Source organism: Qipengyuania nanhaisediminis, from assembly GCF_900115585.1.
GTDB classification, from domain to species: Bacteria; Pseudomonadota; Alphaproteobacteria; order Sphingomonadales; family Sphingomonadaceae; genus Qipengyuania; species Qipengyuania nanhaisediminis.
In genome coordinates this window covers 553,235-567,224 of the sequence record NZ_FOWZ01000002.1, presented here as the reverse complement: position 1 = coordinate 567,224, position 13,990 = coordinate 553,235, and the positions used below count along the sequence as shown (strand labels likewise).

Annotated in this window: 11 protein-coding genes and 2 tRNA genes; 3 read left to right on the top strand and 10 right to left on the bottom strand. The window is 63.0% G+C overall.

What is annotated here, in order from left to right; all coding sequences use genetic code 11:
* The first annotated feature begins 1 nt into the window (after nucleotide 1).
* From BM173_RS08380 to BM173_RS08370, 3 genes are read left to right on the top strand one after another with little or no spacing between them, the layout of a single operon-like run.
* The gene (locus tag BM173_RS08380; protein ID WP_090479906.1) at nucleotides 2-3,541 is read left to right on the top strand and encodes an error-prone DNA polymerase; all 3,540 of its coding nucleotides are present in this window, start codon (nucleotides 2-4) and stop codon (nucleotides 3,539-3,541) included.
* Between the two features lie 22 nt (nucleotides 3,542-3,563).
* Nucleotides 3,564-4,202: a LysE family translocator gene (locus BM173_RS08375; protein WP_177201842.1), complete on the top strand. Its 639-nt coding sequence runs from the start codon at nucleotides 3,564-3,566 to the stop codon at nucleotides 4,200-4,202.
* Entirely contained in the window at nucleotides 4,199-4,924 is a 726-nt protein-coding gene (locus BM173_RS08370) for an extensin-like domain-containing protein (protein ID WP_245755823.1), read from the top strand. Before BM173_RS08375 ends, BM173_RS08370 begins: the two co-directional genes overlap by 4 nt.
* Here the strand turns inward: BM173_RS08370 and phoB are convergent.
* The 10 genes from phoB to BM173_RS08320 form a co-directional block, all read right to left on the bottom strand.
* Nucleotides 4,921-5,610 (bottom strand): phosphate regulon transcriptional regulator PhoB, encoded by a 690-nt coding sequence (gene phoB / locus BM173_RS08365; RefSeq protein WP_090480309.1) that lies wholly within the window; start codon nucleotides 5,608-5,610, stop codon nucleotides 4,921-4,923. The genes BM173_RS08370 and phoB overlap by 4 nt on opposite strands.
* Nucleotides 5,611-5,680: 70 nt before the next feature.
* A complete protein-coding gene (gene phoU, locus BM173_RS08360) occupies nucleotides 5,681-6,352 on the bottom strand; it encodes a phosphate signaling complex protein PhoU (RefSeq protein ID WP_090479900.1) in 672 nt (223 codons plus the stop codon).
* A gap of 13 nt (nucleotides 6,353-6,365) precedes the next feature.
* Complete coding sequence (pstB, locus tag BM173_RS08355) at nucleotides 6,366-7,112, bottom strand: phosphate ABC transporter ATP-binding protein PstB (RefSeq protein ID WP_218152636.1); 747 nt, start codon at nucleotides 7,110-7,112, stop codon at nucleotides 6,366-6,368.
* 38 nt (nucleotides 7,113-7,150) lie between these two features.
* Nucleotides 7,151-8,401, bottom strand: a complete 1,251-nt coding sequence (gene pstA, locus BM173_RS08350) for a phosphate ABC transporter permease PstA (protein WP_090479897.1) — start codon at nucleotides 8,399-8,401, stop codon at nucleotides 7,151-7,153.
* On the bottom strand, nucleotides 8,394-9,779 hold the full coding sequence (pstC, locus tag BM173_RS08345) for a phosphate ABC transporter permease subunit PstC (protein WP_090479895.1): 1,386 nt from the start codon (nucleotides 9,777-9,779) through the stop codon (nucleotides 8,394-8,396). Before pstC ends, pstA begins: the two co-directional genes overlap by 8 nt.
* Nucleotides 9,780-9,796: 17 nt before the next feature.
* Entirely contained in the window at nucleotides 9,797-10,840 is a 1,044-nt protein-coding gene (locus BM173_RS08340) for a substrate-binding domain-containing protein (RefSeq protein ID WP_090479893.1), read from the bottom strand.
* Between the two features lie 124 nt (nucleotides 10,841-10,964).
* Complete coding sequence (locus BM173_RS08335) at nucleotides 10,965-12,326, bottom strand: porin (RefSeq protein WP_090479890.1); 1,362 nt, start codon at nucleotides 12,324-12,326, stop codon at nucleotides 10,965-10,967.
* Nucleotides 12,327-12,476: 150 nt separating this feature from the next.
* Nucleotides 12,477-13,649, bottom strand: coding sequence for an ATP-binding protein (locus BM173_RS08330; protein WP_090479887.1), 1,173 nt, complete (start codon nucleotides 13,647-13,649; stop codon nucleotides 12,477-12,479).
* A 65-nt stretch (nucleotides 13,650-13,714) separates the two neighbouring features.
* Nucleotides 13,715-13,789: transfer RNA gene (locus tag BM173_RS08325), tRNA-Glu, on the bottom strand.
* 46 nt (nucleotides 13,790-13,835) lie between these two features.
* Nucleotides 13,836-13,910: transfer RNA gene (locus tag BM173_RS08320), tRNA-Glu, on the bottom strand.
* Between the last annotated feature and the right edge of the window lie 80 nt (nucleotides 13,911-13,990).

Here is a 13,990-nt window from a genome sequence, read left to right as displayed (position 1 = left end):
CATGCCCGAGAACGACCTCCAGATACCCAAGCGGACGATCGATCTCGACCCTGCGGGCATAGACGCCCCTCCGCGCAGCCCCTTTGTCGAACTCGGCCTTGTATCCTGTTTCAGCTTCCTTCGCGGCGCGTCGGACGCGGTCGACCTCGTCCTGCAGGCGCGCGCGCTGGGCTATGACGCGGTCGGGATCGCCGATGCCAACACCATGGCAGGCGTGGTGCGCGTCCATACCGAGGCGAAGACACTCAAGCTGAAGCCCTGCATCGGCTGCCGGATCGAAACGGTCGAGGGGCTGGCCTTCCTCGCCTATCCCAATAACCGCAAGGCCTATGGCCGCCTGTGCCGCCTGATTTCCGCCGGGCGCATGCGCACGCTGTCGGGCGAATGGCAGGAGAAGGGCGAGTGCGACATCTCGCTTCTCATGCTCGCGCGACATAGCGAGGGCGTGCAACTCATCCTGCTTCCCCCGCGCGACCTTGCGCGCGAATTCACCGTCCCCGCATGGGCAAGCAATGTCGTCGGGCTCGGCGGCGAGAAGGTGCAGGAACTGGTCGCCGCCCCCTTCGAGGACATCATCCCGCACCTTGCCGCGGGCCTGCCGACCCTGCGCCATATCGCTGCGGCCTTTCTTTATACCGATAGTGACATCGCGCGGATCGAGCGGCTCGATGCGCTGGCCCGTGCGAACGGCCTGTCGATCCTTGCCACCAACGATGTCCATTACGCGACGCCTGACAGGCGGCCGCTGCAGGACGTGATGACCGCGCTCCGGCATAAGACCACCGTGGCGCGGGCTGGGCACCTGCTCCACGGCAATGCCGAGCGTTACCTGAAACCGCCCGAGACCATGTGCCGCCTGTTCGAACGCTGGCCGCACGCCATTTCCGCCGCGCGCGAAGTGGCCGATGCCTGCGATTTCAGCCTCGACGAGCTGAAATACGAATATCCCGAAGAACTCTATCCCGGCGGCGTCGAACCGCAGGAATATCTCGAAAGCGAAACGTGGAAGGGTGCCGAGTGGCGCTATCCGGCAGGCATTCCCGATAGCGTCACCGAAACGCTGCACAAGGAACTCGCGCTGATCGACAAGATGGAGCTGGCGCGCTACTTCCTGACCATCAAGGACATCGTCGATTTCGCGCGCGAGAAGGTCGACCCGCCGATCCTGTGCCAGGGACGCGGCAGCGCGGCCAATTCGGCCGTCTGCTATTGCCTCGGCATCACCAATGTCGACCCGGCACAGCACCAGCTGCTTTTCGACCGCTTCATCTCCAAAGACCGCAAGGAGCCGCCCGATATCGACGTCGATTTCGAGCACGAGCGGCGCGAGGAGGTGATCCAGTATCTCTACCGCAAATACGGCCGACACCGCGCCGGGCTATGCGCCACGGTCATCCATTACCGCCCGCGCATGGCGATCCGAGAAGTGGGCAAGGCGATGGGGCTGACCGAAGACGTCACCGCCGCGCTCGCCAAGACGGTGTGGGGCGGGTGGGGCCGCGAGATCAGCGAGAAGCACGCCCAGGAAACCGGCATGGACGTGACCGATCCGCACCTGAAGCGGGTTCTTAAACTGACCGAGCAAATGATTGGAATACCGCGCCATTTGTCGCAGCATGTCGGCGGGTTCATCCTGACCGAAGGCGCACTGACCGAGACGGTGCCGGTCGGCAATGGCGCCATGCCCGATCGCAGTTTCATCGAGTGGGACAAGGACGATATCGAGGCACTGGGCATCCTCAAGGTCGATGTGCTGGCGCTGGGCATGCTGACCTGCATCAGGAAATGCCTCGACTTGCTCGACGATCATCACGGCCGCACGCTGACGCTGGCCAATGTCCCGCGCGAGGACCCGGAAACCTATGCCATGTTGCGCACAGGGGACTCGCTCGGCGTCTTCCAGGTCGAAAGCCGGGCGCAGATGAACATGCTTCCGCGCCTGCGCCCGCGCCAGTTCTACGATCTCGTCATCCAGGTCGCCATCGTGCGTCCCGGGCCGATCCAGGGCGACATGGTCCACCCCTATCTGAAGCGCCGACGCGGAGCCGAACCCGTGGTCATCCCGGCGCCAAGTCCGCAGCATGGCCCGCCGGACGAATTGTCGAGCATTCTCGAGCGCACGCTGGGCGTCCCGATCTTTCAGGAACAGGCGATGAAGATCGCCCTCGATGCGGCGAAGTTCTCCTCCAAGGAAGCGAACCGGCTCAGGAAGGCCATGGCGACCTTCCGCAGCCGCGGGATGGTGGACGAGCTTCAGGACATGATGGTCGAGCGCATGGTGACGCGCGGTTATGATCGCGACTTCGCGCAGCGGTGCTTCAACCAGATCCGCGGCTTCGGCGAATACGGCTTTCCCGAGAGCCATGCGGCGAGCTTCGCGCATCTCGTCTACGTATCGAGCTGGCTCAAATGCCACTTCCCCGCCGCCTTCGCCTGCGCGCTGCTCAATTCGCAGCCCATGGGCTTTTACGCGCCTGCCCAGATCGTGCGCGATGCGGCGGAACACGGCGTGCGTGTGCTCCCGGCGGACGTGAACCTGTCGCAGTGGGACTGCACGCTGGAGCGGACCGGCGAAGGCGGTGCGGGTGCGGGCGATAGCGGACGGCTCGACAAGCATATCGCGCTGCGCCTTGGCCTGCGCCAGATCGACGGCTTACCCGAGGCGGTGGCGGCGCAGCTGATCGCGGAGCGCGAGGCGAACGGCGCCTATGCCGATGTGCGCGCCCTGCGCGACCGTGCCCGCACCGGTCCCGCCCATGTCGAGCGGCTGGCGAGTGCGGATGCTTTCGGCTCGATGGGCCTTACGCGGCGGCAGGCCCTGTGGGATGCCCGCAGCCTTGTCGGCGGACCGGACCTGCCCTTGTTCGCTGCAGCGGTTGCGCGGGACGAAGGGGCGGAAAAACAGCCTACGCGCCTGCCGCAGATGCCGCTGTCGGAAGAGGTCGTTGCGGATTACCAGACCACGCGCCTCAGCCTGAAAGCGCATCCCATGGCCTTCCTGCGCGCCAGCCTTGCAGAGCGCGGCTTCGTGCGCGCCTGCGACCTGCGCGCGAAGAAATTCCGCTCCATGGTCCATGTCGCAGGTGTGGTGCTGATCCGCCAGCGTCCGGGCAGCGCCAAGGGCGTGTGCTTCATCACGCTGGAAGACGAGACGGGCGTGATCAATCTCGTCGTCTGGCCGGACCTGAAGGAAAAGCAGCGCCGCGTGGTCATGGGCGCGCGCCTGATGGAGGTGCGCGGGCGTGTCGAATATGATGACGAGGTGATCCACGTGATCGCGCATCACATGACCGATGCGACCGACCAGTTGCACAGGCTGTCCGACGACATGCTCAACGCCCCGCTTGCGCGTGCGGACCATGTCTCTTCGCCGCTGCCGGACAAGTTCAATCCACGCGACAATCTGCGCGAGGGCAGGGACGATCCCTACCAGCCCGTCGAGCCGTGGCAGGAACCGCCGCCGGGCAATCGCGAATGCGGCTGGCATGGCAGCCACCCGCGCGATGTGCGCATCATTCCGAAATCGCGCGACTTCCATTGAGGCCGCGGTTAAGGGCGCTGGCGTGATCGGCACCGAAACCCTCCTCGCATTCCTGATCGTCACGGCCACGACCAGCATAGTGCCCGGCCCGTCGATGATGTTCGTCATGGGACAGGCCATCTGGCGCGGGCCGCGCTCGGGATGGGCGGCGCTGATGGGTATGCAGGTCGGCTATTTCGTCTGGTGGGCTTTCGCCGCGCTCGGCCTTGGCGCCTTGGCGAGCGCCTATCCGCTGGCTTTCCGGCTGCTCGCGATTGCCGGCGTCGCTTATCTCGCGTGGCTCGGCATCAAGGCTATCCGCCATTCATTTCACGCGGACGAAGGCGAGGGCGAAGCGCCGCCGCGCAAGGTATCCAACCACGCTTTCCGTGACGGTATCGCGGTCGCGATCGGCAATCCCAAGTCCCTTGTCTACATGGTCGCAATCATCCCGCCCTTCGTCGATCCTGCGCGCAGTGTGCCGATGCAAATCGTAGTATTGGCGGTGGTCGCCCTGGTGGCGGACCTCGTGATCGGTTGGCTCTACATTGCAGCGGGAAAGCGGCTCGCCCGCCTGATGGAGCGCGCGGCAACACGCGTCTGGATCGATCGGAGCATCGGAATCGTATTCGTCCTGATAGCGATCGCCATCCTGGTCGATCTCATGGGTACGCAGATTTGAAGTTCACGCTTTCGCGCCACATCGGGAAGTTCGTAGGAGACCGGCGGGTGATCGCCTTGCTGATCCTGATTGGATTGGCTGTTGCTGGCCGTGCCTGGCTGGCCGCGCATCCAGAGCATGATCCGTGGGCACCGCTAGACCTGAACGACCCGGTTGGCTGGGCTACCGAAGCGAAGCTGTTGGCCCTGCGCGGCGATGTCCCGCAGTGCCGGGCCGTGCTGGAGCGGAGCGCCGTTGCGTTCAACGCGCTCGAACCTGCCGGCGAGGGGCCGTGCCGGCGCGAAGACCGCACGCAACTGTCGGATTTCCCCCTCAGCCCGGACACGCCACCCACGACATGTCCGGTCGCAATCGCATTGCAGTTATGGAAGCGCGACGGCCTCGATCCTGCGGCGCAGGAGATTCTCGGCAGCGAAGTGGCTCAGATCGAGCATTTGGGCGCGTATTCCTGCCGCCGCCTCTATGGTCGTGGTGAAGGGCCCTGGAGCCAGCACGCCACGGGCAACGCGCTGGATATCGCAGGCTTCGTCCTCGCCGACGGAACGCGCATCAGCGTTCTGGGCGACTGGGAGGGGGAGGGGGACAAGGCCCGCTTCCTGCGCGAAGTCCGCGACCGCGCCTGCGACAGCTTCGGCATCGTGCTGTCACCCGATTACAATGCCGCCCACACCGATCACTTCCACTTCGACATGGGAGCTCGGCGCGGGGGGCTGTGTCGCTAGACCGCTTCGAGCGAGTATCCGGCGCTGCGGACGGTACGGATCGGGTCTTTCAATCCTTCGACCTCCAAGGCCTTGCGAAGGCGCCGGATGTGCACATCGACGGTCCTGAGTTCGATATCGCTTTCCGTGCCCCAGACCGCGTCGAGCAGCTGGTTGCGGCTGAACACACGGCCCGGGCTCTCCATGAAGAACTTCAGCAGGCGGTATTCGGTCGGCCCAACCTTGAGCACCTTGCCGCGGCGCATGACCTTGTGCGCGACCGGATCGAGCGAAAGGTCGCCAGCCTCGATGGTCTCGCCTGCCAGAACCGGCCGGATGCGCCGCATCACGGCGGCGACACGGGCGAGCAGTTCGCGCGGTGAGAAAGGTTTGGTGAGGTAATCGTCGGCGCCGGTCTCGAGGCCGCGCACTCGGTCGTCCTCGGTCTCGCGCGCGGTGAGCATGATGATCGGGACATGCGCCGTCGATTTGTCGCGTCGCAGCCTGCGGCAAACCTCGATCCCGCTCGTCCCCTCGATCATCCAGTCGAGGATGACCAGATCAGGCGTTTCCTCACTCGCAAGCAGGATCGCTTCATCACCGTCCGGCGTGGTCCGGACGTTGTAGCCTTCATTCGAAAAGCGGTATTCCAGAAGCTCGGAGAGGGCGGGATCGTCCTCAACCAGAAGAAGTTTGGCAGCCTGCACTTTCGCGTCTCCATGCGAGCGTGGTTTCTCGTTGGACACGTCTTTATGACCCCCAGGCTACAGGAATGTGTCAGCCGTCCTCGTCTACCGGATATTGTCCGGTAGCTGCAAAGTGCACCATTTCGGCTACGTTAGTCGCGTGATCCCCTATACGTTCGAGATTGCGGGCTACAAAAAGTAGCTGCGCCGCGCTCGAGATCATCGAGGGATTTTCGACCATGTGGCTGACGAGGTTGCGGAAGATCGAGTTGTAGAAGGCATCGACCTTCTCGTCGGCCAGGATGACTTCCTTGGCGAGTTCCGGATCCCGAGCAGCGTAGGCAGTCAGCACATCGTGGACCATCTCGCTGGCGACTTCGGCCATGGCGGGAAGCAGGGTGAGCGGTTCGAACTTCTTGCGATTGTCGCCGATCTCGCGGCTCGCCTTGGCGATGTTCTTGGAATAGTCGCCGATACGTTCCACCACTCCGGCGATCTTGAGCGCGGCGATCACTTCGCGAAGGTCGTCCGCCATGGGTGCGCGCAGGGCAATGATGCGCACGGCAAGCTTGTCGATCTCGCTTTCCAGCGCGTCGATCTTCTTGTCGCCTTTGACGACCTTCTTCGCCAGATCATCGTCGCCGCGCACGAGTGCGTCGAGCGATTGCTGGATCGCGACTTCGGCCAATCCGCCCATTTCGGCGATCAGGCCGCGCAGGCGCGTGATGTCTTCGTCGAAGGCTTTTACGGTATGTTCTTGCATCTTTTCCAAAGCCTTATCCGTACCGGCCGGTGATGTAATCCTGGGTCCGCTGTTCGAGCGGATTGGTGAATATGTCAGAAGTACGACCATATTCCACCATCTTTCCGAGGTGGAAGAAGGCCGTGCGCTGGCTGACGCGCGCCGCCTGCTGCATCGAGTGCGTGACGATCACGATGGCATATCGGCCATTGAGTTCGTCGATCAGTTCCTCAATCTTCGCCGTGGCGATCGGGTCGAGGGCCGAGCAGGGCTCGTCCATGAGGATGACTTCGGGATCGACCGCAATGGCTCGCGCGATGCACAGGCGCTGTTGCTGGCCGCCCGAAAGCGCGGTGCCGCTGTCCTGCAGGCGATCCTTCACTTCTTCCCATAGACCGGCACGGCGAAGCGATTTCTCGACGACCGCGTCCAGTTCGTCTTTACCTTCGGCCAGACCGTGAATCTTCGGACCGTAGGCGATGTTCTCGTAGATCGACTTGGGGAAGGGGTTGGGCTTCTGGAAGACCATGCCGACGCGGGCGCGCAGCTGCACCACGTCCATGCCTGATTTGTAGATATCTTCGCCGTCGAGCATGATGTCCCCTTCGACGCGGGCCGAAGGGATGGTGTCGTTCATGCGGTTAAGCGTGCGCAGGAAAGTCGACTTGCCGCAGCCCGAGGGGCCGATGAATGCCGTGACGTAGCGCGTGGGGATATCGATCGACACTTCGTCGATCGCTTTCTTGTCGCCGTAGTAGACGGACACGTCCCGCGCGCTCATCTTGGCGTCGGTATCTTCCAGGTTTTCGTGAACTACGGTCACCACTTTTTCTCGAACTTGTTGCGCAGGTAGATGGCGAGGCCGTTCATCAGCAGGAGGAACAGCAATAGGACGATGATAGCCGCACTTGTCCGTTCCACGAAACCGCGGTCGATTTCATCCGACCAGAGGAAGATCTGCATGGGCAGGACGGTGGCAGGCGATGTAAAGCCGTCGGGCGGGCTGGCGACGAATGCGCGCATCCCGATCATGAGCAGCGGAGCGGTCTCGCCGAGCGCGCGGGCCATGCCGATGATCGTACCCGTCAGGATACCGGGCAAGGCCAGCGGCAGGACGTGGTGGAACACCACCTGGACCGGCGATGCCCCGACGGCCAGCGCGCCGTCGCGAATGCTCGGCGGCACCGCCTTGATCGCGTTGCGGCCTGCGATGACGATGACCGGCATCGTCATGAGCGCGAGCGTCATACCACCGATGACGGGGGCGGAACGCAGGTTGGGGAACAGGGTCAGGAATACGGCGAGCCCGAGCAGGCCGAAGATGATCGACGGCACGGCCGCAAGGTTGTTGATCGAAAGCTCGATCAGGTCGGTCCAACGGTTCTTCGGCGCGTACTCTTCGAGATAAAGCGCGGCCAGAACGCCGATCGGGAAGGCCAGCAGGAGCGTGACGATCATCGTCAGCATCGAGCCCTTGAGGGCGCCCCAGATGCCCACCTGCTGCGGGTTGGTGGCATCGGCGCGGGAGAAGAAGCCGGCATCGAAATTCTTGTCGATCTTACCCGCTGCATCGAGCTCTGCGGCCAGCGCTTGCAGGTCTTGCGACCCTTCGCCCGAATATCCGCTCGCGAGGTCTGCACTCGCGGGGAGCCAGAAGGTTTCCTGTCCGCGAACGATCGACGGATCGTCGATTATTGCCTGCGCGACGTCACGCCAGGCCTGTGCACCAAGCTCTTCGGCTCCGGCTTCGCCCAAGGATTCCTGCGCGAAGTACTGAACCACTTCGGGAAGTCCCTGACCTTGCAGCGATTGCAGCGCTTGGGGGGAATCCATCGTCGCGGGGTCTGCGGATAGACCTGCTTGGGTAAAGTCGATCGGCACTTCCAGCTCGGCGCGCTGGAAGCCGCCGATGCCGTTCAGCGTCATCGTGCCAAGCAGGTAAACCAGCACGGCGACCGAGAAAACGATCGCTGCAAGGCCAAGCGACCGGAAGCGCTTCTCCGCTGCATAGCGCTTTTTGAGACGCGCCTCGAAAGCGGGCGTACGCGTGGGGGCGATGTGCTCACTCATAAGCTTCGCGGAACCTCTTAACGACGCGCAGGGCGATGAAGTTGAGACCGAGCGTGACCATGAACAGGACAAAGCCGAGCGCAAAAGCGCTGAGCGTGGCCGGGTGGTCGAAGCTGCCTTCGCCCGTCAGCATGGCCACGATCTGCACCGTGACGGTGGTCATGGAATCGAGCGGGTTGGCGCTGAGGTTGGCCGCGGTCGATGCGGCCATCACCACGATCATGGTTTCGCCAATCGCGCGGCTGATCGCGAGCATCACACCGGCCACGATGCCGGGAAGGGCTGCCGGAACCAGAACACGGCGAATGGTCTCGTTCGTGGTGGCGCCCATCGCAAGGCTGCCGTCGCGCATGGATTGCGGCACGGCTGCAATGGAATCGTCGGCCATGGAAGACACAAACGGAATGATCATGACACCCATGACCAGGCCTGCAGCGAGCGCACTTTCGGAAGACGGGTTCGATGCGCCTAGGTCGACGGCCAGGTCGCGGATCGCAGGGGCGATGGTGAGCGCGGCGAAGTAACCGTAGACCACGGTCGGCACGCCAGCGAGGATTTCGAGGGTCGGTTTCACCCAGGCGCGCAGGCGCGGGTTGGCATACTGCGTCAGGTAGACAGCGCTCATCAGGCCGAGCGGTATCGCCACGATCATGGCGATGATCGCACCGATGAACAGTGTGCCCCAGAAGAGCGGGATCGCGCCGTAGCGGGTGGCATCCGGGTTCTCCGGATTGCTCATCGGGTCAGGTGCCCAGTGCGTTCCGAAAAGGAAGTCGATCGGGTTGACCATTCCGAAGAAGCGCAGAGTCTCGAAAACGAGGCTGACGAAGATCCCGATGGTCGTCAGGATGGCCACCAGCGAAGCGCCCAGCAGGATCGCCATAACGATACGTTCCACCCGCGTGCGCGCAGTGAAATCGGGCTTCAGGCGCAAGAAGGCGAAGGCCCCGCCGAGGAAGGCGATGACCAGCGTCGCGGCGATGCCGATCCAGTTATAGAACGACAGGGCTTCACGATAAGGCTCGACGAACTCGCGGGCGAGGGGGTTGAAGACACCCTGGGCAGCCCCGGTGGCAACCGCACGCGCTTCGTTGAGGATCGTCTGGCGCTGGAAGCCGAAGGCAGGAAGCTGGTCGGCCGCGGGCGCAGCCAGCACCGATTGGGTCACGAGACCTGGCGCAACCGCACTCCATATAGCTATGAAGACAAGGACGGGCAGGACTATCCAGAGCGCGACGTACCACGCGTGATAGCTCGGCAAGCTGGCGAGCCGCCCGGTCGGGCTCGCCTTGCGGAAGGTCCACGCACGCGCACGAGCCGCCAACCATCCGGCGAGCCCGAGCCCGAGGGCCAGGAGGAGCAGAATGGTTAGCGACATTGTGTGCGTGGTTACCCTTACTTCAGCTCGGAACCGTCGAGCGTGGTGTACTCGGTGACAGCAGCATTGGCTGCAGCTGCCGCATCATCGGGATTGGCGACGAGGCCGATCTTGGCGAGCGGTCCGTCCTTGCCCCACATGCCTGCCCACTGGCCGAGGAATTCCTTCAGGCCGGGGATGGCGTCGAGGTGCGCCTTCTTGACGTACATGAAGAGCGGACGTGCGCCGGGATATTCGAAGCTGGAGATGTTCTCGTAGGTCGGGTCGACGCCGTTCATCGGCAGGCCCTGCACCTTGTCGAGATTCTCCTCAAGATAGGAATAGCCGAAAATCCCCACGGCATTCGGATTGCCTTCGATCTTCTGCACGATCAGGTTGTCCTGCTCGCCCTGGTCGACATAAGCGCCGTCGCTACGGACTTCGGTGCAGACCTGGTCGTAACGGTCTTCGTCGGTTTCCTTGAGAGCCTTGGTGGCTTCGTCGGTCTTGCAGCCTGCTTCGAGGATCAGTTCCTTGAGCGCGTCGCGCGTGCCCGAGGTGCTCGGCGGACCGTAAACGAGGATCGGCTCGGCCGGGAGCGAGGGATCGACATCCGCCCAGGTCTTGGTGGTCTGCTCACCGCCATAGGGCGACGCAGCAAGCGCTTCGTACACCATCTTGGGCGTGAGGTTCATCATGATGCCACCCTTGGAGGAGGCAAGGGCGATGCCGTCGAGGCCGACCTGGACTTCGATGATGTCGGTCACGCCATTGGTCTGGCAAGTCTCGAACTCGCTGGCCTTCATGCGGCGCGATGCGTTGGCGATGTCCGGCGTTTCGGCGCCGACGCCGGCGCAGAACAGCTTCATGCCGCCGCCAGTACCGGTCGATTCGATGATCGGCGATGCGAACTGGGTGCCGCGGGCAAAGGCTTCCGAAACGGCCTTCGAGAACGGGAAGACGGTCGAGGAGCCGACGGCCTTGATCTGTTCGCGCGAACCGCCACCGGCGGAATTGTCACCACAAGCGGTGAGCGCGAGAGCCGAAGCGGCGGCGAGAGCAATCTTGAAAGTCTTGGTCATGGTAGAACCCCTATGTTGTCCAACTAGCCGCGCAAGAGCGCGGGATTGTTACAAGGTGACGACAAAAGTGTGACTTCCGCTCCGGGGCACCGAATCGTTGTCGATGCCCCTAGCGGGATATGGATCAGAAATCGACCTGAGCGCGAATTCCGAAAGCATCTACGGTGTAATCCGTGTCGCCATCCGCCTTGGCATGGACTGCATCGGTGTAGTCCATCTTGCCGTAGTTGAGGCTGAAGAGCGTGTAATCCGTCGGTTTCCAGATCAGCGACGCGAGGTAGCCGTTCTGGATTCCGCCTACGATTCCTGCGCTGTTGAGGTCGAGATAGTCATAGCGCAGGTTCAGCTGAACCGAACCCATGCCGCCTTCGCCGACGGGGCTTTCAGGCTTTGTGCGATCGAACTTACCGCCCTTGTAACCGCGGCTGTCCCCCTCGGTGAGGAAGTAGCCGACTTCGGCATAGCCGCCGAAGAAAGTCGGGTTGTCGGTCATCGCGGGCATGTCGACGTTCTGCCAGAAGCCTTCGGCAGCAGCATGGAAAGGACCGGAGATTACGGCGCCTTCGAGCCCGACGCCGAACTCGCTGTCGGCATCCAGATTGCCGGTGTTAACGAACCGCTCGGAGGTGAAGTGCACGAGCGGGCGCTGGCGATAACGTACGCTGGCGTCATCCTCGCCCAGATCGTTGTAGTGAAGCGATCCGCCGAGGTGGAACTGGGTGTTGCCGCTTTTCGGCATCACGACCACGCGACCGTCGAAGCCGCGATTGTTCGTCCCGGTGTCATCGAAATTGTCGGTGAAGACACCGGCCTGCGCCAAGACGATGCCGGTGCTGTAACTGACCGATGCGCCGATGCGGCGTTCGAACCCGAAAGCATCCGTGAAAGCGGCACGTTCGATGAAGGTCGTGTGCAGGCTGCTGGTCAGTTCCTCGAGGGACTGGAAATTGTTGTGGTGGCCGATCGCGATGTCCAGCCCGCCGTCCTCGTAGGTCAGGATGGCATCGGCCGCTTCGACTTCGTTTCCGGCGAAATCGAGCTCGAACTTGTAGCCGAAGCCACCGCCAAGCCCACCGGATGCACCAAGGCGCGCGCGGCGCACTTCGTTTCCGAAGCCGTCGTCGCGGCCCGTCGATTCGGGAACGCTCGTGAAACCGACATCATACATCAGGCGGCCGCGCGGCTTGAAGCTCCAGCCATCCTTCTTCTCAAGGGTAGCAACCTGCGGCTCTGGTGCGGGGGCAGGAGCGGCGACGGCTTCCGCGTTGGCGGCGATCGTCGCGTCCTGCGCAGCGTTTGCAGCCTTCTCTTCAGCGAGTTCGCCTTCGAGCTGGTCGATACGCGAGACAAGCGCAGCAAGCTGGGCGCGCATCTCTGCCAGTTCCTGGGCAGCCGAAGGGGCCGTCTCGGCCTGAGCAAATACGGGTGTGGCGATGGTGCAGCTTAGTGCGGCGGCAATGACGGAGAGCCGGATTGGCGAATTCATGTGACGAATCCCCTACAAGGTTACGATCCGGAGACGCCTCTATGACCCGATAATTACGGGTTTGTGACACAAGTTCACACGACGCTCCAAGCCTGTGGATTACATGTGCATAGCTGTGGGAAAGCCCGGAAAACGGGGCATTGGGCGCGCTCAGTCGGCAAGGGGAAGGGTGATCTTCACCCGCGTTCCTTCACCTTGCTTGCTCTCGATCACAAGCTTGCCGCGATGCCGTTCGACGATGTGCTTCACGATGGCAAGGCCGAGCCCGGTTCCTCCGGAGGCGCGGCTTCGCCCGGGATCGGTACGGTAAAACCGGCGCGTGAGATGCGGAATGTGTTCCGGAGCGATACCGTCGCCCCGATCGGTTACGGTCATCAGCACTCGTGCATCGCCCTGAGGCACGAGCCTGACCGTGACCGGCGTACCCGGCGCGCCGTATTTCATGGCGTTGTCGACCAGGTTGCGGACCAATTGTTCAAGCTGCTGTTCGTCGCCGCGGACGAGGAAGTCGCCATGGGACTCGAAATCCAGGCGATCCAGGCGTTCTGCTCCGGCGCCATCCTGGGACGCGCGCTTGGCAAGATCTGCGAGCGCAACCGTCTTGGCGGGCAGGTCGTGTTTCTCAGCCTCGATACGCGACAGCGACATGAGATCGCTGACAAGGTCCTGCAGGCGCTTCGCCTCGCGCTGGATCGTCGCGAGGAACTTCTCAGCCATCTTCGGTTCGATATCCGGCCCGTCCTCGCGAAGCGTTTCGACATATCCGAGGATTGCTGCAAGCGGCGTGCGCAATTCGTGACTGGCGTTGGCGACGAAATCGGTGTGGGCGCGACTGATATCGGCCTCGGCCGTCTTGTTGACCAGTTCGATGACAGAGAGGTTCTTGTCCAGCTTCTTGCGATTGATTCGCCAGATGTCCTTGCGCCGAGCGAGGCCTCTCACAACGGCGGCACCGTCTTCCGGCTTTTCCAGCAGTCGCACCGCTTCCGGCTGGCGCAAGGCCATCTTCACATCCTGTCCAAGGATGTGTGCCCCCAGCAGCCTGCGCGCGGCAATGTTCGCGATGATGACCCGTCCGCCCTCTGTGAGCAGGACTGGCGTTTCTGAGTGCTCGAAGAGATCGCCCATGGAATCGCGCGAGATCGCGCCGTCGCTGTTCTTTTCCGCAGGAGGGGGCGGCGTCGAGCCGACAAGCCAGAGTGACCCCGCCCAGACGAGCAGGATGACAGTCACAACAAGCAAGGGAATCTCGAGCACGAGAAGACCGATGGCCGTCGCAATCGCCAAGGCAAAGGCGGACCAGGGGAAGGAGCGCGCGCTCATGCCAAGCCGCTTAGCTTGGCGCGATTGCCTGCGCCAGCCGTAATCGGAGCGAAATTTGGGAGAAGTGGTGACCCGTACGGGAATCGAACCCGTGTTTCAGCCGTGAAAGGGCCGCGTCCTAACCGCTAGACGAACGGGCCACAGAAGTGGCGCTTTGCGCGGATTGCAGATGCAATAACGCCACCGTGGTGACCCGTACGGGAATCGAACCCGTGTTTCAGCCGTGAAAGGGCCGCGTCCTAACCGCTAGACGAACGGGCCACACCCGTTGCCGGGTCGGTGGCGTGGCGCGGCACTTAGGCGGGGGCGTCGAAAGCGTCAAGCCTCGAATTGTGCAACTT

Bases quoted from the DNA above. Each gene is read 5' to 3' on its own strand.
- BM173_RS08335 (WP_090479890.1), bottom strand. From the start codon at position 12,326: ATGAATTCGCCAATCCGGCTCTCCGTCATTGCCGCCGCACTAAGCTGC.
- BM173_RS08380 (WP_090479906.1), top strand. From the start codon at position 2: ATGCCCGAGAACGACCTCCAGATACCCAAGCGGACGATCGATCTCGAC.
- BM173_RS08330 (WP_090479887.1), bottom strand. From the start codon at position 13,649: ATGAGCGCGCGCTCCTTCCCCTGGTCCGCCTTTGCCTTGGCGATTGCG.
- pstC (WP_090479895.1), bottom strand. From the start codon at position 9,779: ATGTCGCTAACCATTCTGCTCCTCCTGGCCCTCGGGCTCGGGCTCGCC.
- BM173_RS08340 (WP_090479893.1), bottom strand. From the start codon at position 10,840: ATGACCAAGACTTTCAAGATTGCTCTCGCCGCCGCTTCGGCTCTCGCG.
- pstA (WP_090479897.1), bottom strand. From the start codon at position 8,401: ATGAGTGAGCACATCGCCCCCACGCGTACGCCCGCTTTCGAGGCGCGT.
- pstB (WP_218152636.1), bottom strand. From the start codon at position 7,112: ATGAGCGCGCGGGACGTGTCCGTCTACTACGGCGACAAGAAAGCGATC.
- phoU (WP_090479900.1), bottom strand. From the start codon at position 6,352: ATGCAAGAACATACCGTAAAAGCCTTCGACGAAGACATCACGCGCCTG.